Source organism: Pseudomonas sp. GL-R-26 (assembly GCF_019947365.1).
Lineage (GTDB): Bacteria > Pseudomonadota > Gammaproteobacteria > Pseudomonadales > Pseudomonadaceae > Aquipseudomonas.
In genome coordinates this window covers 115,216-138,682 of record NZ_JAGYGI010000014.1, presented here as the reverse complement: position 1 = coordinate 138,682, position 23,467 = coordinate 115,216, and the positions used below count along the sequence as shown (strand labels likewise).

Genomic DNA, 23,467 nt, shown 5'->3' with positions numbered 1-23,467 from the left:
CATGACTACCACCCTGGCCTCAACCCTGACCCACCCCAAGCCCCGGTTCAGCTCGCCGGGCCTGGAGCGCGGCCTGCTGCTGTTTCCGCTGCCGGTGTTGCTGCTGGTCTTCTACGTGCTGCCGTTTCTCGGCGTGGTCGGCTGGAGCTTCTCGCTGCCGACACCGGGCATCGAGCAGTACCAGCGCATCGCCACGGACCCGGCGATCCACGAAATGCTCTGGCGCACCATGCGCCTGTGCCTGACCGTCAGCTGCCTGGCGTTGGTGATCGGTTATCTGCTGGCCTACTGCTGGGTGTTCAGCCCGCCGCTCTGGCAGCGCGTGGTGGAGATCTGCATCTTCATCCCGTTCTGGATCTCCGTGCTGGTGCGGGCCTTCGGCTGGTTGATCGCCCTGCGCAGCAACGGCGTACTCAACAACGGACTGATGGGCATGGGGTTGATCGATCAACCGCTGCAATTGAGCCGCAATGAAATCGGCGTGGTCATCGGCATGCTCCACGTGATGATTCCGTACGCGGTATTCCCGCTGCTGTCGACCATGCGTCAACTGGATCAGCGTGTGCTCATGGCGTCACGGGGCCTGGGTGCCGGTGCCTTGCGCACCTTCTGGCAAGTGCTGCTGCCGCAGACCCTGCCGGGCATTCTTGGCGCGTTCATCATGGTCTTCGTGTTCTGCCTGGGCTTCTTCATCACCCCGGTGCTGTTGGGTGGCGGGCAAACGGTGATGATCGCCGAATACGTGTTCCTGCAAATGTTCCAGACCAGCAACTGGGGCCTGGGGGCTGCGCTCAGCGTGGTGTTGCTGGCCCTGGTCAGCGCGCTGATCTGGGTGCTGTTGAAAATGACCCGCGTGAACCGACTGGTAGGCTGAGATCACTATGAATACCCATCGCACAAGCCTGAGTACCCGGCTGCTGGCCGTGGTCGCCATGGCCTTCATGCTGTTCCCGCTGCTGACGGTCATTCCGGTGTCGTTCACCAGCAAACGCTTCCTGTCGATGCCCGAAGGCAACTGGTCGCTGCGCCACTACGAGGCGCTGGTGAGCAACCCTGACTGGTTCCACGCCATCAGCCAGAGCCTGACCATCGCCTTCGCCACCAGCATTATCGCCACCTTGCTGGCGGCCAGTTTCAGCCTCGGCATCTGGTACATGCGCTCCAAATGGGCCACGGCGCTGATGGGCCTGGTGCTGTTGCCGATGGCAATTCCGCCGGTGATTTCGGCACTGGTGCTGTACTTCATGGAGACCAAGCTCGGCCGCTTCGCACCGGGCATGGGCTACGACACCCTGACCGGCGTGGTGATTGCCCACGTGATCATGGTGGTGCCGTACGGCGTGGTGACCATGCTGGTGGCCCTCAGCCAGATCGACCGGCGCATCGAACTGGCCTCGCGCAACCTCGGCGCCAGCCTGATGCAGACTACGTTCATGGTGATTTTGCCAAACCTGAAACTGGGCCTGGCCTCCACCGCCCTGCTGGGTTTCGCCCTGTCCTGGGAAGAGGTGGCGGTGACGCTGTTCATCACCAGCGTCAACGTCGACACCTTGCCCAAACGCATCTGGAGCGGCTTGCGCGATAACGTCGACCCGAGCGTCGCGGCGATTTCGGTGTTGCTGATCAGCCTGACCTTGCTGGTGCTGATCGGCAGGCTGGTGGTTCAGCATCTGGCGGATAAGCGGGCGCAAAAGCTGCAGCATTCCTGACACACCCTGTAGGAGCGAGCCTGCTCGCGATGGTCTCAAGGGCAACGTGTTCATACAGAATGAATGCGTTATCGTTAACGTCCATCGCGAGCAGGCTCGCTCCTACAGGGAGCAAAAAAATGACCAGCCGCCCGTTGATCCGTGACAACGCCGCCCCGGTCCAATAGATTAGGCGACCTGAAAAAGCCCCCGGGCTTTCTCGCCCCTATTCAAGTTATAGAAGTAGTGAAATTTCAATGTCCGATTCCAATACCGCTGAAACCCTAGTCACCTTGTCGTCCAAAGCGGAATACGAAAACTCCATCAATCTTTCACAACACGTGCCTCAGGCAAAAAACATCAGCGAGATGGTGCTGGACGCCTTCCAGTCCACCCGCGAAAGCGACCAGATCCGCGAACTGCGTGCCGCGATCCGCCAGGCCCACGACAGCTTCGACGATGACAAAGCCTACGAGCTGATGGGCCAGCTCAAGCAGCTCAAGGACGCCGAGGCCGCGGACATCGCCGCCCTCGAAGACCTGAGCAGCAAATTCCCGATCAGCCGCATCCTGTCCAGCTTCAAGGACGACCCGGCGTTCCAGGAAATCGTCTACGGCCTGGCCCTGAAGGTGCTGAACCAGACCCACCTGGCCATCAGCAACCCGAGCGGCGGCAAGAGCAAAGCCGCCAAGGCCAAGAAAGAAGTCGAAGTGTTCACCATCAGCAAGGACGGCATGAGCGTCACCCTGCCGTTGCGCACCCCGCGTTCGCGCCTGAACGTCGACCGTGAAGCCCTGGAATTCCTCGGTTTCACCTTCGTTGGCGAAGGCGAAGAGGCGGAACTGGAAAGCGAGACATTCCTGGACAACAGCGGCGCCGAGCAAGCGGTCAACCGCAAGAACATCATCACCGCCTTGCAGCAGCAGACTGCGTTCGACGGGTACAACATCGCCGCGCAATAAGGCGACCCACCCTGATCCGTGGTGAGTGGGCTGCCTGTGGCGAGCGAGCTTGCTCGCGCTGGGCTGCGTAGCGGCCCCAAAAATCTGACAACACTTGCCGACATTTTGTGAGTGCTCCGCACTCAAGCGGGAGCAAGCTCCCTCGCCACAGATACTTCACAGCCCCACTCAAGAGCCCCGCCATCAGAGCGGGGCTTTTTATTGTCCGTGATTCGGGCAAAACCGCGATTACTCTTCCAGTATCGACGCAGAACACCACTTCCCTTCACCCATGAGCACCACGGGTCCGCCTGCGGGGAGCGCCAACTCACTTTCCAGCCCAGACCTCAGTGGTGCAACTGCCGAGGTCATCATGAACACGCCCCCCTTGTATCGCCAGTTGGCCAACCACTACCTGGACGCTATCCGCAGCGGCACCCTGAAAACCGGAGAGCGCCTGCCCTCGATCCGGTTGATGATGGAAAAACACGCCGTCAGCCTGTCGACCGCCGTGCAGGTGTGCCGGGAACTGGAAGACTGCGGTGTGCTGGAAGCCCGGCCACGCTCCGGCAACTACATTCGCCAGCCCGACACCCTGCCCAGGCCCGCCCCGATTGCCTTGGCGCCAGCGCTGGATACCCGCGCGTATATTGGCATTCATGAACAGGTCTGCGCGGTGCTCAAGGCCAGTCAGCGCGCGACGATCAAGGTCAACTTCGCCAGCGCCTACTGCGCGCCGGAGCTTTATCCACTCAAGACCTTGCAAGACCACATGATCAAGGCGCTGCGCTACGACGCCTGCCTGTTCGGCACCGCAGGCAGCGCCTGTGGCAACAGCGCACTGCGCAACATCCTGGCCCGGCGGGCACTGGCCAGCAAGACCCACCTGCCCCCCGAGCGGATCGTGATCACCAACGGCGCCACCGAAGCGATCAACCTGGCCTTGCGTGCGGTCACCCGCCACGGCGACACCGTGGCGGTGGAATCGCCGACCTTCTACGGTCTGCTGCAAATTCTCGAAAGCCTGAACCTGCGGGTGCTGGAAGTCCCGGCCTCGGCCCACACCGGGCTCAATCTGGCGGCCTTGCAACTACTGCTGCAAGGCCCCGAACGGGTCAAGGCGCTGATCGTCATCCCCAACCTGCAAAACCCGTTGGGCAGCATCATGCCCGACGCCAACAAGGCACGGCTGGTGAAACTGTGTGCCGAGCACGAAACCGTACTGATCGAGGACGACACCTATGGCGACCTGGTGGACACCGAGCAGCCGCTGTCTACCCTCAAACATTGGGATAGCACCGACAACGTGATCTATTGCGCCTCGCTGAACAAAACCCTGGCACCGGGCATGCGCCTGGGCTGGATCAGCGCCGGCAAATGGCACGACCGCGTGGAGATGCTCAAGCATGCGCAGTCACGGGGGTGCGAGGCGTTATCGCAATTGGCGGCCAGCGAATTCATGCGTACACCGTCCTACGAGCGTTACCTGCGGCGGTTGAGGAAAACCCTGACCCAACAACGTCAACAGATGAGCGAAGCGATTACCCGCTACTTCCCCCTCGGCACCCATGTGACCAACCCCCAGGGCGGCACGCTGTTATGGGTGGAACTGCCTCGCCGGCATTCGTCCATGGCGTTTTTTCATGATGCGTTGAACGTCGGTATCCAGATTTCACCTGGGGATATCTTTTCCAATGCCAGGCGTTTCGATCATTTTGTGCGCATTGGCTGTGGCGCACCATATTCGCCGCGGATTGATGAGGCCTTGCAGACCTTGGGCCGCTTGCTACATCAGGGTTGACCGCTCCCACAGGTTTTGGGGTGATCATCAGAGCGGATTCTGGTGCAGGCAAATGATATGCGGGTCGTCATTCCAGTGCGGGAAGCGCTCGGCGATCAGCGGGTCGTGGCCGGGGATGACGTGGTCTTCGCTGTCGGCCAGGCGGTCGATCTCGGTGAAGGCTTCGAGGGTTTGCGCCAGGTCATCGAGAATCGGAAACGGACTGCGCTCGCGAATATTGATCCACAAATGCGCGGCATCCGAGGCCAGCACAATCCAGCCGCGTCCGGTATTCACCCGCACTACCTGGCTGCCCGGCGTATGCCCGCCCACCGGGTGCAGAGTCACGCCGGGAACGACCTCGACAACACCGTTGTGCAAACGCATCCGCCCCTCGAACAGCGGCGGCAGCGCCGACATCACGTCCTCGACCTCGTAGGTTTTGTTCACCGTGCGATGGGCCATTTTCGGCCCGGTGCAGAAACGCAGTTCCGCTTCCTGCAAATGCACGGTCGCCTTCGGGAACAGCCCGAGGTTGCCGGCATGATCCCAGTGCAAATGGGTGAGGATCAGGTGCTCGACTTGCGCCGGATCGATGTCCAGTTGCCGCAGGGATTCTTCCGGCAGGCGATACATCTGGCGATTGCGCCGGTCCGCCGTGGCCGGTTGGAAACAGGTGTCGACCACGATCACCTGCTGCTCGTTGCGGATAACCCAGAAATAGTAGTCCAGCGGCATCGGCGCATTCGGATCACCGCAGCAGGCGTCGTAGAGAAAGTTCTCCCTGGCGGTGCGCTGGGCATTTGCGCCGACACGAATAGCGAACACTTCGTACACAGGAGCAGACATGGACACCTCCGGGTTCAGGCGACCGTCGTGGTTTTGAGGGTCGGGCGGAAATCGAAATCGATCTGGTCGCTGATGCCCAGGTCCTGAGCCAGCTTATGCAGGCCGCTGTAGTCGCGCATGATGGTCGCGTTCTTGTTGCTCTCGCGGGTGTCGGCAATGATCAGCGCCGCATCCTCGACCCCGAGCTGCGTCAGAATCGCCTCCCACATCGAGTAGTCCTGGGCGATAAAAGCACTCAGCGCCACCGACAGATTGCGTGCGAAAAATTCCCGCTGGATGGGCTGCATGTTCGCGTACATGACCTTGGACACTTCGGCCAGCACCTTGCTGTGAGCATATTCGTCGCGGTTGTGCAGTTCGGCCACCCGGCGGTTCTGCGGCTGGATGGTCTGGTCGTCTGCCAGCAGGTCCAGATAGGCGTTGACGCTGATCTCGGCCACCACCGCAAAAGTGATCGCCGCCAGATCCCGCTGCCATTGCTCGGGCAGTGCTTCACGCTGGGCTTTCAGCCGCAGGTAAGTGACGGAGGGCGGCAAGTCCAGGTCCTGATCCAGCGCCCGGTCCAGCTTGGTCCGCTCGATGGCGCGCAGGTGCATCAGCGTGTGGTAGTGCTCGTCGATCAGGGTCTGTTGCATGGCCTCGCGAAAATGCCAGTCGTCCTTGCCCAGGTACTGATTGGCGATGACGCTCAGCGCCGGATTGACCACATGTTCTTCGGCTGTGACGGTGCGCAGGTTGTAGCCGATCCAGCCCCAGGTCACCACGCGGCTCTTGAGCTCGTCGCTCAAAGCCTGGAATTTCGGATGATGGAAGAACGGCACCATGCACTCCGGGTAATCCGGGCGCGCCGGGTCGTATGCTTCGATGACCTGGCCCCTGTCCGGCGAACACACCGTGGCGCGCTTGGTCCAGGCCTGGTTGAGCCGCACGATCAGTTGATGATCGACCTGGGCGATCTCGATTGCTGTTTGCATGACGCGATACCTGTAAGACGCGTACCCGCCAAGGGGTACGCCAAAAGAATGAAGGGCGCCGGAAAATTCAGGCCAGCCAATAGCGGGTCAGGTTGCGCGCCGGGTCAGTGTAACGACTGCGGGCGTGGATCATTCGCCAGTTGTCCCAAATCAGCAGGCATCCGTCGGGAATCAGCACCGGAACGTTGTGCTCGACGAAGTACGCTTCGCCAAGCACGGCAAACCTGGCCAGCGGTGAGGTGCTGTTGGTCACCAGCGATTGCTGCAACGCTTCCTTGGACGGGTTCACGTCGCCGTAGTGAAACTGGTTGTAGCTGAAGCGGAAAATATCCCCGTCCTCTGTAGGCGTAAGGATGTATTCCTTGACCCGCCGTTGCGCCGGTTCGCCGGGTTTGGCGGTGGCGACAAACTCTACCGGCGTGTCATCCAGCCACTCACGCAGTTGCGGTTCGCTACGCTCCAGAGACTTGAGAAACTCGTACCCATCCACCAGCCCGGTATGCCCGCCACCGCACGTGGCTTGTTTATGGCAATGCAACGCCAGGTAGCGCGGCGGCGGTCCGTACACCGGCGCTTCAGTGTGCGGGCCGATGCCGTTCATGCTCTGGGAATACGGCAAGTCTTCGTAACCCGGCTTGCGGGTAATGGGAAAGGCCAACTGGCCGTTGAACTGCGGAATGATCGGGCCGAATTCGCACAAGGTGCCTACGACATCATCGGAAAATTCGTCCGGGGTCAGCACTGTCCAGCCCAACGTCGACAGTTCTTCATGACGATGGCCGAGAGAAATGTAAGGTTGAGACGCAACTATCCCTTGATCTGACATGGCGACATTCCTGGCGGGTTATCCGGCGTTGACGGTTGAGGTGTACGCGGCAATGAAGTCGCGGCAGGCGTCGCCCGGTCGGTAACGCTGCTCGTCGATGCTCTGCACCGGGGTGATTTCGGCGGCGGTACCGGTGAGAAAACACTCGTCGAAGTCGCCAAGCTCTGCAGGCAAAATCGTGCGTTCGACCACCTGGTAGTCCAGTGCCTTGGCCAGTTCGATCACCGTCTGGCGGGTGATGCCGTTGAGGAAGCAATCCGGTGCCGGGGTGTGCAGCATTCGGCCTTTGACGAAGAACACATTGGCACTGGTGGCTTCGGCCACGTGGCCGCGCCAGTCGAGCATCAGCGCATCGTGGTAGCCCGTGTTCTCGGCATCATGCTTGCTCAGCGTGGCGATCTGGTAATGCCCGGAGGCCTTGGCTTCGAACGGGCTACTGCTCGGTGGCGGGCGACGCCAGGTCGCGGTTTTCAAGCGGATGCCGGCCATGCGCGCCGCCGGGTCGAAATAGCTCGGCCACTGCCAGCACGCGATGGCCACGTGCACACGGTTGAAACGCGCCGAGGTGGAAATCATCTCGCTGCCGCGCCAAGCCACTGGGCGCAGGTAGCCATCGACGACCTTGTTGCGTTGCAGCAGTTCGTGGCTGGCCGCCTCCAGGTCAGCCAGCTCAAAGGGGATGGCAAAGTCCATCAGTTGCGCCGAGCGATACAAGCGCTCGCTGTGTTCGCGCAGCTTGAAGATCCTGCCGTTGTAGACCCGCTCGCCTTCATACACGGTGCTCGCGTAATGCAGGCCATGGGTCAACACATGCAACTGCGCCCGGGACCACTCGACGAACTCGCCGTCGAGCCAGATAACGCCCTCGCGCCGATCAAACGGGATACTGCTCATATCCATATCTCCCCATTGTTCATGAATTTTCCTACGCCGTTTCCAGCAACACGGGTATCAATTCCGGCACGGCGGTGAGCTCGGTCTGAAAGAAGAACGCTCGCTCGCCGAAGGCCGGTTGCAGGTCATCGAACCAGGTCACTTGCGGGTCGAAGCGCGCGTAGAACGTGCGCAACACCCATTGCGGATTGCGTGCCTGGAGGAACTGCAAGACGAAGACCTTTTCCCCGGCGACGGTCTCGATGCCGTTGATCAACACCTTGCCGTAGAAGGTGCTCATGGACGGCCCGCGCACCGTGCGCGCCAGCCCCGACACCGTGCGGTACGCCGCCTGGAAGATCTCGAAGGCCCGGGCCAGCGGCATCGCGAAGTAGTGACTGGGGCCCGTATCGCGCTCGACGAACATGTAATAAGGCACGGCCCCGAGCCGTACACCTTCGGTCCACAGCGCGGCCCAATCGGCGGGGTTTTCGTTGATATGGCGGATCAGCGGCGCCTGCATGCGCACCGTCGCGCCCGTCGAGCGAATGCGCTCGATGGCCTGGCGGGCGATGGCCTGGCGGATCTCCACTGGGTGGTTGTAGTGGCCCATGATCGACAGGTTTTTCCCCGCCGCGACGATGCGTCGGAACAGTTCCAGCAGCTCAGGCGCATCCTTGTCGCTGACAAAACGCTGGGGCCAGTACGCCACGGATTTGGTGCCGATGCGGATGTTCTTCAGGTGTGGCAACGCCAGCAGCGGCTCGATGTAACCGGCCAGTGAGCGGGTGTTCATGATCATCGGGTCGCCGCCGGTAATCAGCACGTCAGTCACTTCGCTGTGCAGCCTCAGGTAACTGACCAGCTCCTGGGACTCGCGGGCGTTGAACTTGAGTTCTTCCTCGCCGATGAACTGCGCCCAGCGGAAACAGAAGGTGCAGTACGCGTGACAGGTCTGACCGGCACCGGGGAAAAACAGCACGGTCTCGCGGTACTTGTGCTGGATGCCTGGCAGGACTTTGCCGTTGAGGGTGACTCCGTTGTGGGTCAACTGCCCGGCCGGATGCGGGTTCATGCGCCGCCAGATCGCCTCGATCCGACGCTTGATCGCCGCGCTGTCATCCAGTTCGACCAATTGTTTGAGCGAGGCATACTCCTCCGGAAACAACATGTCCTTGTGGGGGAAGGTCATGCGGAAAATCGGGTCGTCCGGAATGTTGTTCCAGTCGATCAGCGTGCCCAGCACGTATTCGTTGGTGCGAAACGGCATGACCCGGGCCACCACGGTCATGGCCTCCTGCAACGCCGGCGTCAGCTTGTGCCAGTAGGGTGAGTCGCGGATGGTGCGTGAGTTATAGGGTTTGTAGCGTTCGTGCTCCGACAGTCCTTGCATGGCCGCGCTCCTGGTGATTGCCCTGAGTGTTGTTACGCGATGGCCGGCGCTTTGCGCTCTATGTCCATCCACGCCCGGACGCTGTCGCGACCCCACTGGCGGTGCACATACGCCGCGAGCCGCGCCGGCACCGGATCGTCGTTGGCAACCAATCGGTTGAGCATGATTGCAAGGTCAGTGTCGGCAATGCTCCAGTCACCGAACAGATGCTCGGCGCCCTCCTCCAGCAAATGGTCGGCGACGAAGAACAAGCGCTCGACGGCGGTTTGGGCATCGTCGGACAGCGCGGTGTTTTTCTTGCCGAAGTACACCAGGTCAAACGGGCGCTCCTTGCGCACCACCAGCAAGTCACTGCGCAACCAGGCCTGCAATTGACGGGCACGGGCGCGCAGCTGGAGGTCCTGCGGGTAGAGTTTTTTATCCCCCGGGGCGAGTTCATCGAGGTATTCGGCAATCGCCGATGATTCCGACAAGGCAAAATCGTCGTGAACTAACGTTGGAATCTTGCAGCTCAGCGAAAGCTCGCGATAACTCACCAGATAATTTTCGCGTGCTTTTAGATCAACCGTAACAAGTTCAAATGAAAGTTGCTTTTCCTTGAGCGCCACAAAAGCCGACATCGCAAAAGCGCTGACATGGTCGGCGCCGACATACAGTTTTAGCTTCCTGTTTTCCATAGAACACTCCATTGACCAACTGCAGGAATTGACATGCATTGGAAGTGATCGTAGTTAGTTGAATGAAGGCTGAATAGATACAGAATTTGTCCGTTTCTATCGATACAGAAAGTTGTTTTTCACCGGCAGACACGCAGCCAGAATCTCGGCAAAACTGCTGCAAAAAGAGCTACGGAGCAGGTCTGAAAAAAAAAGGGAGCCGACGAAAGTTGGCTCCCTGGGCTGTTGCAGTGGGAAATTACGGCTGGGTGGTGATCAGGCCATGGCTGTCGGCGAAGTTCGAAAGCAGTGCCATTTGCGGCATGTTGCTCATATTCAGCATCGCTAAAGGCTCGTGTCTGCTGGCGTTGACGAAGCCGTGTCTGGTCCACGCCGGCACCAGCAGCACGTCGCCGCTGCTGACGTTGACCCCATCGGCATCGCCGAGGGTCAACACGCCGCTGCCGCACTGGATGACAAACAGATGCCACCAGGAATGGGCATGACCGTTGAGCGTCACGCCGGGGTTCAGCCATTGCATGGCGATCGCCATACCAGGCGTCACCTCACAACCTTCAATGCTCTTGTCGTGAGCCAACGCGACAATATCAACGTCGCTGGCTTCAAGGGTCTGACGCATACCCGCCAGTTCAGTGCCTTTCCATACCTTGGGACCTGGCGTTCGATGATGCAGGCTCTGACGAAAGTCCTTATATGAAAAAAACGCACCTTGAAAGTTATCCATTCGCACGTCCTCTCTTGTTATTCCCCATACTTTAGCGCTAAACCTTAAGTTAAGGGTTCAGCGCTGTAAAGTCGGGAAACAACTTACAAAACCGATGGACGCAAGGCGGCGATCATGTCCACTTCTATCGCGGCGTTCTTGGGTAGCTGATAAACACCCACTGTAGTGCGCGTATGCTTACCGGCATCGCCCAGCACATGGCTGAACACATCCGAGGCACCGTTGGCTACTTCACTCAAATCGACAAAGTCCGCCGTGGACTTCACATAGACCGTTACCCGGATCAATGACTTGATCTTGTCCAGCGAACCAATGGCATCGACGATCAACGCCAGCCCGCGCATCGCGCTGATGCTGGCGGCCGCTTGCGCATCGGCCATGCTGAGGTCCAGCCCGACGCGGCCGGGGTAATGGATCTTGCCGTTCATGCGCGGCACCAGGCCGCTGATGTACAGCTCATCGTGATGACGGATCAGCGGCGCGTAATGCCCGCCTGCGGTGTTTTCGCCGTAGATGTCATAACCAAACTCTTTGGCCAGGGCGATGAAGCGTTCATCGCAGGTCATGTGCTGGATCATTGATCGAACCCTCTTGATCGGTAATGCAAAAAACGGGTGCTTGCGGGCTCAGCACACGGCGCGGGTGGCCGGTGCCAGGCAAGTCACCTCGATGCGTGACTCAATCACCTCGGCCAGACGCAACAGGTCGTTGCGCAGTTGTCCGTAGTGTTCGTTGAACAACACGATGTGGCCGATGAATGAAAAATTGTCTTTGACCAGTGCGCTGACCGAGTCGCCGATACGCTTGGCGTACTGGCCCTCCACCAGGTCGATACGCAGGGCGCTGGCCAGGGCCTCGATGTCAGGCGTCGCGCGCAGGATGCCGCCGGCCGGCGCCCGGAGCAGGCGAATGCCGCAGTAGCCGCGGGCCACTGGCTCATGCTGTTCGGTCTTGCCCTCCACCGCCCAGCGCACCCAGCGTTCCCACGGATCGAAATTGACGAAGGCGCGTTTCGCCAGGTCCCAGATGTGCATACCGCCGGGGCGCATGTTGGTTTCCACGGCCGAGGTCAGGTTGTCGCTGCGCAGAAACACTTCGTTGTGCCAGGCGCCGTTGTCCCGGGACACCAGGCTCGACATATGCCGACCGGCTGCCATCAAACGTGCCTGTACCTCAGCCGCAAGCGGCGCGGGGACGACTTGTTGGATCTCTGCGCGGTAGGCGCCTTCGGTGGTGGTTTTTTCAGTCACCCAGGTGCTTCCGGCCACGTAGTCCCAGCTGTATTCGCGGGCGTTCTGCACCAGCGCTTCAAGGACGATACCGCCTTCGCGGTAAGGCTTCAGGGCGAGCCAGGCGTCATCGCATTCCGAAGGGTGATGGATGACGCGACAGCCCCGGCTCGCGCCTTCGCAGGCCGGCTTGATGAAGGCTTTTCCGCCCAGTTCGACGACGCGCTGGCGCAGTTCCGACAGGCTTTCGACCCGCGCGGAAAACACCGGTCGGTATTCTCCGGGAGCGGTGCTGGCCGCAGCTTCGAGCTGGCGGAAGATCTGCTTGTCCAGGCCCGCCCGCGCTTCGCCCGGGGTAATGCCCGGCAGGCCGAAATGACTGGCCAGCGCTGCACCGAGCAGTACGCCGCGATCGGAGAACGGCAGTACGCCGATCAGCTTCCAGCTGTCGGCATTCAAGCACCCCACCACCAGTTCAAGGGACGTCGCCACATCGTCTTCGGCCAGTGAAGTGCTGCAGACGTGATCGGCCACCTGGTCGTCATGGGGCTGAACTTTCTCGACCAGCAGGATAAGCCTGGCGTTGTAGAGCGACTTGCACAGCTCGCGCAGCTTCTGGATGTCGTGAACCCGATTGCCGTTGTAACCGACCACTATTACGCATGAAGTCGTATTCATATTGCCCCCGACCTGCAAAGTGAAAACCGCAACGGCGATGACTCAGTCATGCAACGACGCATTGGATTTACGGTTGAGCCAATACCAGGCCAGGATCCCTGCGGCACCGATGGCGGCCAGCACCAGCGCGTTGTACGGCGCCGGCACCACCCGCATGATCAACACGGTCAGCCCGGCCCCCACTCCCAGGGACACTTCCTTGACGAACATGTTGTTTTGCTTGACCGAGAAGTAATCGAGGTAACTGAAGGCGCATTCGGCAATGGACAGCAGCGCCACCCAGACCAGCGCCCCGGCGAGGGTTTCGACGTGGAACGCGGCAGGCGAAGACAGCACCGCAAAACCGCCGACGATGATCCCGATCACCGCCACGACCTTGAAGCGCCCGGTGCGCTCGATCAGCTTCATCACCGGCACCTGGGCGAAGACCACCACGGCGCTGTTGAGGATCAGCATCAGGCCGTACCAGGCCGGCAACTCGCCGGTCTTGAGCAGGATTGCCTGTGGCAGGATCGAGAACACCCCGAACAGCTTGATGCCCATAATGATGCCGGCGATCACCCACGGCAGTTTGCTGCCCCAGTTGCTGCCGGCCTGGGTGGCCGGGCGGGCTACACCCGGCTCGGTGGTGAAGGTCGCGCCGAGGGCGATCGGCAGGCACAGCAACACGAACGCTGCCGCGCCGAGGAAAAACATCGTCGGCGTGAGCAGCGGCGACAGCAGGATCAAACCGGCCACCAGGCTGCCCATGTTCATGGCCACGCGGTTGTAGGCCGCGCCTTCCTTGGTCTGGGCCGCTTCGCTCTTGATCAGGTAACCGGCAATGGCAATGCCGTAGGCAAACAACGCGGCTGCAAACATCACCATGCCTTGATGGCTGGTCAGCGCCAGCAGCACCAGGCCAAGGCCGGCACACAGCAGCGTGACGCTCAGGGAACGGCGGCCAAGCACCAGTAAAGTCAGGGGCAACAACAGCAACAAGGCGCGATATCCAAGGGCCAGGATGCTGTTGGTGGCCGTGTCGAGCCAGACGTTGGCCTTGCCCAGCACCGCGAACAGCGAGACAGCAGTGATGATCCGGATCGTGAATAACCGCAGGTTAATGACCGGTTTGGCTACCGCGACCGTTGTTTCGACACTCATGCAGCACCTCAGGAACCGGGTGAATGCCCGCCGACAAAGGCCGACATCCAGAAAAGTCTGTAAGGGCATGGTAGAGAGAGAGGCTTGTCCTGATCAGGGCAAGTTCGTATAGAATCCAACGAACTTTACTGCCGGAGAGACCAGTAAAATGCAGGTTCAACGCGCAGTCATCGCCGCCATTGAATTCCAGCCCGGCGTGCCGCTGGTGCAACAGATCGTCGATCAGCTGACCCAGGCGATCAGCACCGGTGGCCTGCCCCACGGCGTCAAGCTGCCGCCGATTCGCGAACTCTCCGACTTGATGAACGTGGGCAAGTCCACGGTGGTCGATGCCCTGGACCGCATGCGGGCCAAGGGGCTGGTGGTGTCTCGCCAGGGCTCCGGGCATTACGTGCATCGCTCAGAAGCGGCGCTGAAAAGCGGCACCGGCCCGGACCTGCAACCCCAGGACACCCTGAGCGTAATTCGTCGCGCCTTGCTACTGGACAACGGCACGCTGCGCCCCGGCTGCGGTTTTCTGCCAACCTCGTGGCTACCCGCCGAAGAATTGCAGAAAGCCGTGCGCAGCACCTTGCGAGCTACGTCGTTGCGCATGGGCGAGTACGGCGTGGCCGGCGGTTACTTGCCGTTGCGCCAGGCCCTGCGGGTGAAACTGGCGACCTTCGGCATCGAAGCGCCGGTGGACCAGATCATCACCACCGCCAACACCATGCAGGCCATCGACCTGCTGATGCGCCTGCTGGTCAAACCCGGCGACACCGTGCTGCTCGACGACCCCTGCTACTTCAACATGCACGCCAACCTGGCGCTGCACGGGGCCAAGGTCATCACCATCGCCCGGGATTGCGACGGCATGGACCTCGACGCGTTCGAGCAACTGTTGATCGCCCACAAACCCGTGCTGTACATGACCAACAGCACGCTGCATAACCCTACCGGACACTCGTTCACCCCGGCCCAAGTCTACCGTTTGCTGGAACTGAGCCACCGTTATGGCTTCCACATCGTCGAAGACGATCTGTACTGCGACATCCAGCAACGTCGCACCCCTCGTTTGGCGGCCAGCGGGTTGGACAACGTGAGTTATGTGTCGGGCTTCTCCAAGACCCTGACCGCCAACAGCCGCGTCAGCTACACCGTGCTGTCACCGCAACTGGCGGCACGCATGGTCGCCCTGAAAATGGCCTGCGGCGGGGTGACGTCGGAGCTGGCAGAGCAGATCACCTGCACCATGCTCAGCGACGGCAGCTATGCCAAGCATGCGCGGCGCACGGTGGATCGGTTGTATGAGTCCAATAGTCGTGTGGCGAGTTGGCTTGCGGAGGCTGGGTGTTCGCTTTCCTCGTTGCCCGGCGAAGGCGTGTTTATCTGGGCACGGCTGCCGGACGGCTTGCATGCCGAGAACCTGGCTCGCCAGGGGCTGGAGAACAATATGGTATTGGCGCCGGGCACCTTGCTGAGCAAAGGGCCGGATGCCAGCCAGTTCCTGCGATTCAACGTGGCTCACAGCGACAGCTTGCAGGTGCGGGAGCGGTTTTTCCGGTTGCTCGACACTGCCCAAAAATAACCGACACGCCTCAAATCCTGTGGGAGCGGGCTTGCCCGCGATGGGACCGTCACATCCAGCATCAATGTCGCCTAACACACTGCCATCGCGGGCAAGCCCGCTCCCACAGGGTCTGCGGTGTCCCGGCCATCCCCGGCCACCAGATCGCTACGATTGCCGACCTCATCCTTGCCGGCTAACTTCGCCCGGTCGCTGCCAATTCAGCGACCGGGCCTGAGAACCCGGGTAAGATACGGGCGCACAAGCGCCACCAATCACGATTGCCGGCGCTTTTTTTATGCCAGTACATTCGTGCAATGGCGGCTGTGCGTGGGAGACCTTCGGGTCTGCCGGATTCCTGTATCTCCGGTTTCTCAGCCCGCGCATAGCTGCCACCCATTCGCCTGAGAACGAACGTGGTAGCTCTCAATTTTATACGGGAGTTTTACTCATGAACGCTATCGATCCGTCTGCTACACCAGTCATGCCCCTCCACCTCCAGCCCAGTAAGAGGTGAAGCCTAATGACCAATCCCCAAGACCTCAAAACCATCGGCCTCACCCCCTTCTCCTACCACGCCAACGAACCCCTGTTTCGCATCAATGCCGGCGTCCCGGTAACCGAAGCCCTCTACCACGCCTCCGACCTGCTCCACGTAGCCAAACTGCTCGCCTCAGACGCCGCCATGGTTCGCGACTCCGACCGACACGCCTGGGCCTCGCATTTTTTGCAGGACATGAGCAAGGCAATCATCGATGACGTGGTGAAAGTGCTCGACGCACCGTGTAACAACCGCGCGTAAATGAAAAAGCCCCGCGATTCTTTTGAATGCGGGGCTTTTACGATGCAGGCCGTTACAGCGTTTGGACCATACGATGCGACCTCTTCGCGGCAACCAGCGTTCAGGAAAACATGGCGCGTTGCTCAGCTTCGTAATGCCGGGTCTGGAAAGGCATGAGGGCTTGGGCTTTCAGGCCGAGGCCCTCACTTAACCCCCAAGAGACAGCGAGTTCATCACGGCGTCGACGCAATGGCGTGACGGTTTGTAGCGTCACGGCTTGCACGCAAGTCGAATGAGCAAAAAGCTCGAGGACATTGAGAGTTTCCGACACCCGGAGATCGGATAAGCAAGTAAATCGAGTGAATCGCTCGAGCAGATAGCCAGCACGCCGAACCTCCACTTCGTCAGAATGACGATTCAAAAAAACGCTTATCTCGCTTTCAAGATTTGAGTCCGAGTACCAGACAGCCTTGGCGGCGCTCACCAAGGCAGCGTCATCCGCTTGATTCAAAGGTCTTTTTACCAGCGTGTCCAAGGCGGATGAGAGGACGTGGCCGCTATGGGGCTTCGTCATCTGTGCTCTCCAGATAATCATGCAAAATATTCGTGAGGACGGAGATTGGTGACTCCTTGTTGCCAACATATACATCAATCGCCTGCAATGCCAGTCGACGAAACTCGGTAGTCAGGATGAAACCAGCCCTGAGAAGTGCCTTGATATCACCAATGTCCTGATCGGTCGCTCTGCCCAGCTTGGAAATGGCAATGTCGACAGGTGCCGCGATATGAACGTGCAGCGGGGACTCAACCGGGAACTCTGTAAAGGGAAGGCTCCGTTCCCAATAGTCCTCATGAATTGGGCCAAAACTGGTGTTGTATTGCAGGTCGTAGTTCAGCTCCATCAAGCGACCGGATCGCTCATCAACAAACTGTTCGGGTATCTCTGCGAGCATTGTTTGTAAGTGAAGACCTTTGGGAACATTAGCCTCATAAATTTCTGCATCGACGTCGGTGGAAACGCGATGATGGGTATAAAGGTGAACCGCGCAGCCACCGAACAGGATAATTTTGACCGCCCCTGGTACTGCGTTCTCAAGCTCCAGTTCCGCTTCGACAGATTTGAACATCGAAATCAAAGCCTGCCCCAACGCTGTATTCGTATTAACACGCGGGGTGATTACCTCTGGCAGTTCCATCGTAGATCCTCTGGGATGCTTGTAATAACGGCATCCCGAGGCTAGATAGGCAACTTCCGACCCTCAACCTGAAAAACTCGTGGGAAAGTTCAGGCAAATCCGTAGGCAGTTTTGCCGGTCAGGTCTCCCTATCGTAAGCGAGCTTGGTCGCGATGGCGGCAACGGACGAAACACAGGAGATGGAAACCCAATGACAAATCCCCCCAAGACCTCGGAACCATCCGCCTTACCCCATTTATTGGGTCTGACTGCGCATTTTTTCTTAAGTGGGCCAAGAAAATCTTAATAATTTGGGATTTTCTCAATTTTTTCTTAAGCGGACAGATATCGAATTCGCCTGTTAGTCCGCGTCGCGGCCATCGCGAGCAGGCTCACTCCTACAGGGATCGGTGTGCACTCAATCCAATGTAGGAGTGAGCCTGCTCGCGATGGCGGCACCACGGTTCGTCAGAATTCCACCAACAAAAAGCCCCGCTCTTCTCTCGAAGGCGGGGCTTTTCGATTCAGCATCCGACGTTTAAGGCGCGTACGTCAGCAGCAACTCGCTCGGCACTTTGAAGTCCAGGGACATCATCACGCTCAACGCGGTAATGGTGAAGATCGAGAACACGAACAGCTTGCGTGCCCAGACCGTGTCATCCACTGCCTTGTAGCCGGTCCAGGCCATGTACAGCCAGTACATGCCCATGGCCGAGGCGACGGCGAGGTAGCTCATGCCAGCGTAGCCGCTGAAGGTCAGCATCAAGGTCGCCACGAGGAAGGCCAGAATGTAGATCAGGATGTGCTTCTTGGCCACCTGGATGCCGCGCTTCACTGGCAGCACCGGAATCGATGCGGCCAGGTAATCGTTGAAGCGGAAGATCGCGATGGCATAGGAATGCGGCATCTGCCACAGGCTGAACATCACCAGCAGGGTCAGCGCGGCCATGTCGAAGGTGTTGCTGACTGCGACGTAGCCAATCACCGGCGGCATGGCGCCCGACAGACTGCCCACCAGCGTGCCGTGAACCGACTTGCGCTTGAGGTACAGGCTGTAGAAGCCGACGTAGATCACGAAGCCGATCACCGCGAACAACGCGGCCAACGGGTTGGCCACCTTGTACAACAGCGCAACGCCGGCGACACCCAGGACGGTCGCATAGATCAGGGCCAGTTTCAGGGAGATCAAGCCCTGGACCAGCACCCGGTTCTTGGTGCGTTCCATCTTCAGGTCGATGTCGCGGTCGATGCAGTTGTTGAACACGCAACCGGAGGCAACCACCAGGGACGTGCCGATCATGGCGGCCAGGAAGATGGCCAGATCGACATGCCCTTTGGAGGCCAGGAAAAATCCGCCTGCCACAGAAAGCACGTTACCGAAAATGATCCCCGGTTTGGTGATTTGGATAAAGTGCTTGAGGGACATGCGGACTTACCTCACTTCGCCATCATGAACGTGTGGATGCTGAACATGATCCACAGCGACAGGCCAACCAGCAGGACGATCACGATCGCGGCGAAGACAAACGCAATCACGTTGTTACGCTGCGCGGCCGAACGGTCCAGGTGCAGGAAGTACACCAGGTGCACCAGCACCTGGATGACGGCGAACGCGACGACGATCATCAGGGTGATCGACTTCGGCAGCGTCGGGTACATCACCAGACCGAACGGGATCAGGGTCAGGATCACCGACAGGATGAAACCGATGCCGTAGGACTTGACGCTGCCGTGACCGGCGTCGTGGCTGTCATGGGAGTGCGTGTTAGCCATTTACATAGTCCCCATCAGGTAAACAACGGTGAATACGCAGATCCACACGACGTCCAGGAAGTGCCAGAACAGGCTCAGGCAGCTCAGACGGGTCTTGTTGGTCGCCGTCAGGCCGTTTTTCTGCACCTGATACATCATGATCGCCATCCAGATCAGACCGCTGGTCACGTGCAGACCGTGGGTGCCGACCAAGGTGAAGAACCCGGACAGGAAGCCGGAACGGCTAGGGCCGTAGCCCTCGGAGATCAACATGTGGAACTCGTTGATCTCCATGCCGATGAAGCCGGCACCGAACACGAAGGTCATGGCCAACCAGCCCAGGACCTGCTTCTTGTTGCCACGGAAGAACGCCAGCATGGCGAAGCCGTAGGTGATCGAACTGAACAGCAGCAGAGCGGTTTCGCCCAGTACGTATGGCAGTTCGAAGATGTCGTGGCCCGACGGGCCACCCGCTACGTTGTTAACCAGTACCGCGTACGCCGCGAAGATCGACGCAAACAGAATGCAGTCGGTCATCAGGTAGAGCCAGAAACCGAATACGGTCATCTCGCCCGAGTCGTGGTGATGGTCATCATGCCCATGTCCATCGACATGGGTGTGTCCAGCATTGGTCACTAAGTTCGACATGGTTTAAGCCTGTTCCAACGAGGTTTCAACACGGGTGGCGGTGGCCGGGATCTTCCCTGCCGCTACCAGACGCTTGTGCTGCTCGGCTTCGATGCGCTCGATCACGTCGACCGGCACCATATAGCCTTGATCATCACGGGCCGCGTGGATCACGAAGTAGATCACGGTGCCGGCCAGACCAGCGATTGCCAGCCACCAGATGTGCCAGATCATCGCGAAGCCGAACACGGTCAACAGAGCACCCATGACCACACCGGTCGCGGTGTTGTTTGGCATGTGGATCGGTTCGTACCTGGCCGGAGCCTTGTATGCGGTACCGTTTTCCTTGGCTTCGCTGAACGGGTCGACGCCATCGGCTTTCGGCAGCACGGCGAAGTTGTAGAACGGTGGTGGCGACGAGGTCGACCATTCCAGGGTGTGTGCATTCCACGGGTCGCCGTGTTCGCAGATGTTTTCCGGCTTGTTGCGGTCACGCACGCTGACGTACAGCTGGATCAACTGGCAAGCGATACCCACGGCGATCATCACCGCACCGAACATGGCGACGTACAGGTACGGCACCCACTCAGGGTTGGTGGTGGCGTTCAGGCGACGGGTCATGCCCATGAAGCCCAGAGCGTAGAGCGGCATGAACGCGACGAAGAAGCCGCTGATCCAGAACCAGAATGCTGCCTTGCCCCAGCCTTCGTGCAGCTTGAAGCCGAACGCTTTAGGGAAGTAGAAACCGAAACCGGCGATGTAACCGAATACCGCACCGCCGATGATCACGTTATGGAAGTGCGCGATCACGAACAGGCTGTTGTGCAGAACGAAGTCGGCACCCGGAATGGCCAACAGTACGCCGGTCATGCCGCCGATGGCGAAGGTCACCATGAAGCCCAGGGTCCACATCACCTGGCTGGTGAAGCGCAGACGGCCCTGGTAGATGGTGAACAGCCAGTTGAACAGCTTCACACCCGTCGGGATGGAAATCAGCATCGTCGCCAGACCGAAGAAGGCGTTGACGCTGGCACCCGAACCCATGGTGAAGAAGTGGTGCAGCCAAACCATGAAGCCCAGGATCGAGATCGCGCCCGATGCGTAGACCATCGAGTGGTGGCCGAACAGTTTCTTGCCGGTGAAGGTCGAGATGACTTCGGAGAAGATACCGAACGCTGGCAGGATCAGGATGTACACCTCAGGGTGGCCCCATGCCCAGAACAGGTTCACGTACATCATCGGATTACCACCAAGTTCATTGGTGAAAATGTGGAAATCCATGTAACGGTCAAGCGTCAGCAGTGCCAGGGTAGCGGTCAGGATCGGGAACGAAGCCACGATCAGGACGTTGGCCCAGGTGCAAGTCCAGGTGAAGATCGGCATGTCCATCAGTTTCATGCCAGGGGTACGCATTTTCAGCACGGTGGCCAGGAAGTTGACCCCCGTCAGCGTTGTCCCCAGACCCGATAGCTGTAGCGCCCAGATGTAGTAGTCCATCCCCACGCCAGGACTGTATTGCAGGCCCGACAGCGGCGGATAGGCAACCCAGCCGGTCTTGGCGAATTCGCCGACGCCCAGGGACAGGTTGATCAGCACCACGCCGGAAACCAGCAGCCAGAAGCTCAGGGAGTTCAGGAACGGGTAGGCAACGTCACGCGCGCCGATCTGCAGCGGCACTGCAAGGTTCATCAGGCCGGTGAAGAATGGCATCGCCATGAAGATGATCATGATCACACCGTGGGCGGTGAAGATCTGGTCATAGTGTTCAGGTGGCAGGTAGCCAGGCGAACCCTCGGTGGCCATGGCCAGCTGGGTACGCATCATGATGGCGTCGGCAAAACCGCGCAGCAGCATGACCATGGCGACGATGATGTACATCACGCCGATTTTCTTGTGGTCGACCGACGTCAGCCACTCGGTCCACAGGTAGGTCCACTTCTTGAAGTAGGTGATTGCAGCGAACAGCGACAGACCACCGAGCGCGATCATGGAGATGGTTATCATCACGATCGGTTCGTGGAACGGGATCGCTTCCCAACTTAATTTACCAAACATCGTTTACTCCTCTGCCCCGGCAGCTGAATGCGAACTCGAGTCCATCCCTTCCATCTGGGCCACTTCTTTCTCTTCTTTCTCGTGCTTCACTTTCGGACCAGGTTTCATGCCTTCGTACTTGTCGACGATGGTCTGGAACAGGTTCGGCGTCACCGAGGAGTAGAGCTCGACTGGGTTGTTCTGGCTCTGCTTGGAAAGGGCTGCGTATTCAGCTTGTTCAAGCTGTTTAGGTGCCTTTTTGACTTCACTTACCCAGGCGTCGAAATCTTCCTGGGAAGTTGCGATCGCTTTGAATTTCATACCGGTGAAACCCGCGCCGCTGTAGTTGGCGGAGATACCGTCCATTTCAGCGTTCTCGTTGGCGATCAGGTGCAGCTTGGTCTGCATGCCCGCCATCGCGTAGATCTGGCCACCCAGCGCAGGGATGAAGAACGAGTTCATCACGGCGTCGGAAGTGATCTTGAAGTTGATCGGGGTGTGCGCCGGGAACACGATCTTGTTGACCGTGGCGATGCCTTGTTCCGGGTAGATGAACAGCCACTTCCAGTCCAGCGCGACCACTTCGATGGTCACAGGCTTGACGTCGGATTCCAGCGGCTTGTACGGGTCAAGGGCGTGGGTCGACTTGTAGGTGACGTAACCCAGGGCAATGATGATCAGCACCGGAACAGCCCACACCGCGATCTCGATCTTGGTGGAGTGGTTCCATTTCGGGGTGTAGGTGGCGTTGGTGTTGGACGCGCGGTATTTCCAGGCGAACAGGAAGGTCATCACGATGACCGGAACCACGACCAACAGCATCAGCAGCGTTGCGGTGATGATCAGGTTTCGCTCGTCCAGACCAACCTGGCCCTTGGGATTGAGCAAGGTCATGTTGCAGCCTGACAGCAACAACGTGCCGATCAGCGGCAATAAGCCTAGTAGTCTGGGGTACCTGTTTTTACTCATCTCACGACCTCTAAAGCAGCTTGCGCAATGCAGTTGGGTTTTGATCGCCAACACTTCACCCTGCCAAGGGTTGGCATTTTTCTTGGATTGAATAAGGGCATGCCCGTCGCGCGTCAGACGCTGTACGACAAATCCCGGGCCTGCGGTGAGTTCTTATTCGAATACGTGGTCAAAGGCCTTGTTACAGACCAATTCCATTTGGTGCGGGTAGTTGGAGGCTCCGACACCTGGGAATCGCATGAAGCCACCAGACCTCTCGACACCCTGTTTCTGCTCACCCCTGGTTAAGATTTGAGCAGTGCCGGGAATTCAGTGCGGGCGATTGTAGATATGTAATGTTTTATAAACCATGTCTCATCCCGAAATAATTTTTATCCGAACCGGCAACAATCATTAACCGTTTTCGCAAAAGTGGCGCATCTTATCGAAATTCATTCTCAACAAAAACACCAAAATAAGTAGGTCTTCCACCCACGGTTCAGACAGTATCCTGTCCCTCCTCTCGGCCCTTGACCTTGCCCAAGGCCCGATATGACGGGGGCTCTGGCCATTCGCCAGAGCCTGTTAAAACTGCCTGTTCGTGCTCGCAACGGAAAAAACCGCAAGCCTGCAAAACAGCCCAATTTCGTTACGTTTCCATGCACCAATCCGGCTTCCTCGAACGCCCTGCGACACTCGCTCTGTGACAACATGTCGCACATGTGTCGCACCCTTGATTGCCGCCCGTCACAGTCTTTTTACCCAGCCTCTGAAATGTGCTCTGCAAGCCAAAAAAAGCCCCGGTCCTCTCTTCGAGGAACGGGGCTTT

The 23,467-nt window shown here is 59.2% G+C and carries 24 protein-coding genes; 7 read left to right on the top strand and 17 right to left on the bottom strand.

Annotated features, from left to right (window positions below; genetic code table 11):
* Nucleotide 1 precedes the first annotated feature (1 nt).
* From KGA96_RS16630 to KGA96_RS16615, 4 genes are all read left to right on the top strand, one after another.
* Nucleotides 2-874: an ABC transporter permease gene (locus KGA96_RS16630; protein ID WP_223513676.1), complete on the top strand. Its 873-nt coding sequence runs from the start codon at nt 2-4 to the stop codon at nt 872-874.
* Nucleotides 875-881: 7 nt separating this feature from the next.
* A complete protein-coding gene (locus tag KGA96_RS16625; RefSeq protein WP_046040210.1) occupies nt 882-1,709 on the top strand; it encodes an ABC transporter permease in 828 nt (275 codons plus the stop codon).
* Nucleotides 1,710-1,945: 236 nt separating this feature from the next.
* On the top strand, nt 1,946-2,650 hold the full coding sequence (locus KGA96_RS16620) for a hypothetical protein (protein ID WP_223513674.1): 705 nt from the start codon (nt 1,946-1,948) through the stop codon (nt 2,648-2,650).
* 352 nt (nt 2,651-3,002) lie between these two features.
* The gene (locus tag KGA96_RS16615) at nt 3,003-4,430 is read left to right on the top strand and encodes a PLP-dependent aminotransferase family protein (protein WP_046040206.1); all 1,428 of its coding nucleotides are present in this window, start codon (nt 3,003-3,005) and stop codon (nt 4,428-4,430) included.
* 27 nt (nt 4,431-4,457) lie between these two features.
* On the opposite strand, the gene KGA96_RS16610 is transcribed toward KGA96_RS16615, so the two are convergent.
* The 10 genes from KGA96_RS16610 to KGA96_RS16565 all read right to left on the bottom strand — a co-directional run bounded on the left by KGA96_RS16610 (nt 4,458) and on the right by KGA96_RS16565 (nt 13,775).
* Entirely contained in the window at nt 4,458-5,258 is an 801-nt protein-coding gene (locus KGA96_RS16610) for an N-acyl homoserine lactonase family protein (RefSeq protein ID WP_046040205.1), read from the bottom strand.
* A 14-nt stretch (nt 5,259-5,272) separates the two neighbouring features.
* Nucleotides 5,273-6,232 (bottom strand): diiron oxygenase, encoded by a 960-nt coding sequence (locus tag KGA96_RS16605; RefSeq protein ID WP_223513672.1) that lies wholly within the window; start codon nt 6,230-6,232, stop codon nt 5,273-5,275.
* A gap of 67 nt (nt 6,233-6,299) precedes the next feature.
* Nucleotides 6,300-7,058: a TauD/TfdA family dioxygenase gene (locus KGA96_RS16600; protein WP_223467437.1), complete on the bottom strand. Its 759-nt coding sequence runs from the start codon at nt 7,056-7,058 to the stop codon at nt 6,300-6,302.
* 18 nt (nt 7,059-7,076) lie between these two features.
* The gene (locus tag KGA96_RS16595; protein WP_223513669.1) at nt 7,077-7,952 is read right to left on the bottom strand and encodes a branched-chain amino acid aminotransferase; all 876 of its coding nucleotides are present in this window, start codon (nt 7,950-7,952) and stop codon (nt 7,077-7,079) included.
* A 31-nt stretch (nt 7,953-7,983) separates the two neighbouring features.
* Complete coding sequence (locus tag KGA96_RS16590; RefSeq protein ID WP_223513666.1) at nt 7,984-9,324, bottom strand: KamA family radical SAM protein; 1,341 nt, start codon at nt 9,322-9,324, stop codon at nt 7,984-7,986.
* 32 nt (nt 9,325-9,356) lie between these two features.
* A complete protein-coding gene (yfcF, locus tag KGA96_RS16585) occupies nt 9,357-10,001 on the bottom strand; it encodes a glutathione transferase (RefSeq protein ID WP_046040196.1) in 645 nt (214 codons plus the stop codon).
* A 238-nt stretch (nt 10,002-10,239) separates the two neighbouring features.
* Nucleotides 10,240-10,725, bottom strand: coding sequence for a cupin domain-containing protein (locus KGA96_RS16580; RefSeq protein ID WP_046040194.1), 486 nt, complete (start codon nt 10,723-10,725; stop codon nt 10,240-10,242).
* Between the two features lie 83 nt (nt 10,726-10,808).
* Nucleotides 10,809-11,303: a RidA family protein gene (locus KGA96_RS16575; protein WP_046040191.1), complete on the bottom strand. Its 495-nt coding sequence runs from the start codon at nt 11,301-11,303 to the stop codon at nt 10,809-10,811.
* Nucleotides 11,304-11,351: 48 nt separating this feature from the next.
* Nucleotides 11,352-12,632: an acetyl-CoA carboxylase biotin carboxylase subunit family protein gene (locus KGA96_RS16570; RefSeq protein WP_223513662.1), complete on the bottom strand. Its 1,281-nt coding sequence runs from the start codon at nt 12,630-12,632 to the stop codon at nt 11,352-11,354.
* A gap of 42 nt (nt 12,633-12,674) precedes the next feature.
* The gene (locus KGA96_RS16565) at nt 12,675-13,775 is read right to left on the bottom strand and encodes a hypothetical protein (RefSeq protein ID WP_046040185.1); all 1,101 of its coding nucleotides are present in this window, start codon (nt 13,773-13,775) and stop codon (nt 12,675-12,677) included.
* Between the two features lie 148 nt (nt 13,776-13,923).
* Here KGA96_RS16565 and KGA96_RS16560 point away from each other — a divergent pair, with 148 nt between their 5' ends.
* Both KGA96_RS16560 and KGA96_RS16555 read left to right on the top strand, forming a co-directional pair.
* Nucleotides 13,924-15,342 carry a PLP-dependent aminotransferase family protein gene (locus tag KGA96_RS16560; protein WP_223513659.1) on the top strand — a complete coding sequence of 473 codons (1,419 nt, stop codon included), beginning with the start codon at nt 13,924-13,926 and terminating at the stop codon, nt 15,340-15,342.
* 502 nt (nt 15,343-15,844) lie between these two features.
* The gene (locus KGA96_RS16555) at nt 15,845-16,123 is read left to right on the top strand and encodes a DUF3077 domain-containing protein (protein WP_223513656.1); all 279 of its coding nucleotides are present in this window, start codon (nt 15,845-15,847) and stop codon (nt 16,121-16,123) included.
* Between the two features lie 100 nt (nt 16,124-16,223).
* Here the strand turns inward: KGA96_RS16555 and KGA96_RS16550 are convergent, their stop codons facing one another.
* The 7 genes from KGA96_RS16550 to cyoA form a co-directional block, all read right to left on the bottom strand.
* Complete coding sequence (locus KGA96_RS16550; RefSeq protein WP_046040178.1) at nt 16,224-16,676, bottom strand: hypothetical protein; 453 nt, start codon at nt 16,674-16,676, stop codon at nt 16,224-16,226.
* Nucleotides 16,660-17,298 carry a DUF6036 family nucleotidyltransferase gene (locus tag KGA96_RS16545; protein ID WP_046040176.1) on the bottom strand — a complete coding sequence of 213 codons (639 nt, stop codon included), beginning with the start codon at nt 17,296-17,298 and terminating at the stop codon, nt 16,660-16,662. The genes KGA96_RS16550 and KGA96_RS16545 overlap by 17 nt, the downstream gene beginning before the upstream one ends.
* A 517-nt stretch (nt 17,299-17,815) precedes the next feature.
* Nucleotides 17,816-18,703, bottom strand: a complete 888-nt coding sequence (cyoE, locus tag KGA96_RS16540) for a heme o synthase (RefSeq protein ID WP_046040173.1) — start codon at nt 18,701-18,703, stop codon at nt 17,816-17,818.
* A gap of 11 nt (nt 18,704-18,714) precedes the next feature.
* Entirely contained in the window at nt 18,715-19,050 is a 336-nt protein-coding gene (gene cyoD / locus KGA96_RS16535; protein ID WP_008046747.1) for a cytochrome o ubiquinol oxidase subunit IV, read from the bottom strand.
* The gene (locus KGA96_RS16530) at nt 19,051-19,677 is read right to left on the bottom strand and encodes a cytochrome o ubiquinol oxidase subunit III (RefSeq protein ID WP_046040171.1); all 627 of its coding nucleotides are present in this window, start codon (nt 19,675-19,677) and stop codon (nt 19,051-19,053) included.
* 3 nt (nt 19,678-19,680) lie between these two features.
* Nucleotides 19,681-21,711, bottom strand: coding sequence for a cytochrome o ubiquinol oxidase subunit I (cyoB, locus tag KGA96_RS16525; protein WP_046040170.1), 2,031 nt, complete (start codon nt 21,709-21,711; stop codon nt 19,681-19,683).
* Between the two features lie 3 nt (nt 21,712-21,714).
* The gene (gene cyoA / locus KGA96_RS16520; protein WP_046040169.1) at nt 21,715-22,659 is read right to left on the bottom strand and encodes a ubiquinol oxidase subunit II; all 945 of its coding nucleotides are present in this window, start codon (nt 22,657-22,659) and stop codon (nt 21,715-21,717) included.
* A gap of 27 nt (nt 22,660-22,686) precedes the next feature.
* On the opposite strand from cyoA, the gene KGA96_RS16515 reads away from it, so the two are divergent.
* The gene (locus KGA96_RS16515; RefSeq protein ID WP_046040168.1) at nt 22,687-22,947 is read left to right on the top strand and encodes a hypothetical protein; all 261 of its coding nucleotides are present in this window, start codon (nt 22,687-22,689) and stop codon (nt 22,945-22,947) included.
* Nucleotides 22,948-23,467 lie beyond the last annotated feature (520 nt).